Source organism: Pedobacter sp. ASV12, from assembly GCF_016429155.1.
Lineage (GTDB): Bacteria > Bacteroidota > Bacteroidia > Sphingobacteriales > Sphingobacteriaceae > Pedobacter.
This window is the reverse complement of the sequence record NZ_JAELUC010000162.1, coordinates 1-2,479: the sequence shown is the minus strand read 5'-3', so window position 1 is coordinate 2,479 and position 2,479 is coordinate 1. Positions and strand designations below refer to the sequence as shown.

The 2,479-nt window shown below is 42.2% G+C and carries 2 protein-coding genes; both read right to left on the bottom strand.

Translation table 11 applies throughout. The features are described from left to right. Window positions 1–53: 53 nt before the first annotated feature. Window positions 54–1,622: a tetratricopeptide repeat protein gene (locus tag JHD69_RS19420; protein WP_199141995.1), complete on the bottom strand. Its 1,569-nt coding sequence runs from the start codon at window positions 1,620–1,622 to the stop codon at window positions 54–56. A 55-nt stretch (window positions 1,623–1,677) separates the two neighbouring features. Beyond that, a complete protein-coding gene (locus tag JHD69_RS19415) occupies window positions 1,678–2,211 on the bottom strand; it encodes a hypothetical protein (protein WP_199141994.1) in 534 nt (177 codons plus the stop codon). Window positions 2,212–2,479 lie beyond the last annotated feature (268 nt).

The following is a 2,479-nucleotide window of genomic DNA, read 5'->3' as shown; positions in this document are numbered from 1 at the left end:
CCCCCCCCCCCCCCCCCCCCCCCCCCCCCCCCCCCCCCCCCCCCCCCCCCTTTTTAGATGTGTATAAGAGACAGGTCTTGAAGAGATTGCATCACTACGGTGTTCCAAAAAAGGTACTCCTGCAAACGCTGATTAAGCAGGTCTTCCATGTTATGGATATATTGATTATTGATTTCGGCCATTTTCTCCAGCCATTTCGCCTGTCTGCCCTCTTTTAATTTACACAGCTCTTTTTCTATCTGCATGGCCCGCGCATTTGCAGCATCCTTACCTTCGCCATCGTCAAGCCCTTTCTTTTCCTTTTCAAGCGCACTGATCTTATTATCAAAATCTATTTTTAATGCCTGTTTCAGTTCATTTTCGCTTTTTAGCCTGTTAGCGGCTTCTGTTTTCATCCGACTGATGTACGATTTGCTGAATTGCGGGTTGTCTATACTCGCCAACATGGTAGCGCCTTGGGCCATAAGGGGGTTGCTTAACGATGCTTTCATGTCCTGCACCGATTGTGAAAATCCAGGCTTGCCGGCATTGGTCAGCATTTGTTGCATTTGCGCCATTCTTTTGGTCTGGTTCTCCACTACTTGACCTTCATATTTTTTTGTCAATTCTTGCTGTGTTTTATAGGCAGCGTTAATGGTGGCATCCATGTCCTTAAAATAAGTTTCGACCTCACGATTTCGGCTTACAGCCTCTTCATAAGACGCAGGGACTGCTGGCACCAGAAAACGTTTGGTAATGCTATGGTCTTTATAGTACCGTTTAAAACGATTACGGATATATCCGGAGATATCTTTGCCTGGTGCTACTTTACTCAATAAATTGATGGCTTCTGTAGTGGCGCCACCGTTGGCAATGGCTTTTTCAAGATAGTTGCCACAAAGCGTATTGTTACCTTGTTGTTGAGCAATAAGTGCTAAAGACCTATAAGCCTCGGTATTGGTACTATCTTTTTTAATGGCTGATAAGAGCAATGGTTGCGCTTTTTCTATATTCCCTAAACTGAGATACGCCTGCCCAAGATTGTTGGTTACCGTAGCATTTTGGGGCAATAATTTTTGTGTGTACAAAAGCAATGGCAACGATTTATGCGCATACCCTGATATGGTAAGCAAAGCCGCTAGGTTATTGAGCGAAAGGTAATCCTCGGGATTGGTTATGCAAGCATTTTCTAATAAATACAGTGCTTTATCCAATTCGTTATTTGCCCAAAAAGCCATGGCATATTGGCCGGTTTTCTTGCCTTTATTGATTAAGCCTGCTACCGCTTTTTTACGCTCAGGTTTGATGGCTTTTTCTGTTTCTGAAAAAATTGGCTTTAAATAACCCAACAATTTTTCTTTACCTACCGGTGTTGGAGCAATTGCACGCGTAGAAAGGGTTGTAGGAATTTTATTGGGATCGCCAAGGGGCATCATTGCGGCACCTGTGTTACCCTGCGCCATGTTTTTTTGTACGCCCTGCATCGTTTTTTCGACACCCATTTTTTCCAACATGGCTCTCTGCTCTGGGGTCATGCCTTTTTTCAATTCCTCCATCTTTTTCATGGCATCTTCTATGCTTTGCTTTTGTTGCGCTACCGCCATAATAGGCAGTAGAAGCAGAATGATCAGTATCTTTTTCATTGTTTTAATTTTTATTGAGTTTAATAAGTTTGATGAAATACGATTGAAAAGCGAGCTACTGAGGCTTGTACAAGGTTCCCTTCATCGCTTCGGGTTGCGACAACCATTTATAGATATAAGCGAAATTCAAATTGTTGAGTAAGGAATACACCATATGCGCTACTCCCGTACCCAGCTTGGCATCGTATTTCGATAGGTTTCCCTGCATCTCAATTGATGGCGTTAAATTAAAATATACCCAAAGCGGACCGTCTTTTTTGGTCTGATCAATGGTTTGTTGGGTAGTTGAAACCAGGATACTGTACTCGGGAAACGTTTTATCAATTGTTTTCCCATTTAAAATAGCTTCTGGATTTAACAAATAGTGGCCATTACCATCATTAAGAGCATTGCTATAATTATAATTAGCTCTCAGTTTTACAACTTCGTTGTAATACGGCTTTAATCTTTCTAATGCTTTTTTTACAACCTCTACCGAGTAGGGTTTTTTTTGTAGAATAGCTGGCCAAGAGGCTATTTGCTGATTGATCAAAGCAACCGCATCTTTTACCAACACAGGTTTAAAAGGCCACTCCCCATTTTTAGCCACTACAATCCCAATTTTATTAAACGGAGAGCCATTGTTATGAAAGTGATCCAGATAAGTGCGATAAGGGTAAACATTAGCTTGAATTTTTTTGTCTACTCCTTCGTTGGCTAACTTCGTCTCATCCTCGCCAGCACTAAATTGTGCCTGTTCGGCAAAAAAGTATAGTCCACCAGGATTAAAGCCTTTGACATAAACGCCAGGAAAATCATTAAACCCAGCTACTAACCCTGTCTCTTATACACATCTGACGCTGCCGACGAACCACGAC

What these genes read in the sequence shown, in the direction of transcription:
- JHD69_RS19420 (WP_199141995.1), bottom strand. Translation starts at nt 1,622, where the DNA reads ATGAAAAAGATACTGATCATTCTGCTTCTACTGCCTATTATGGCGGTA.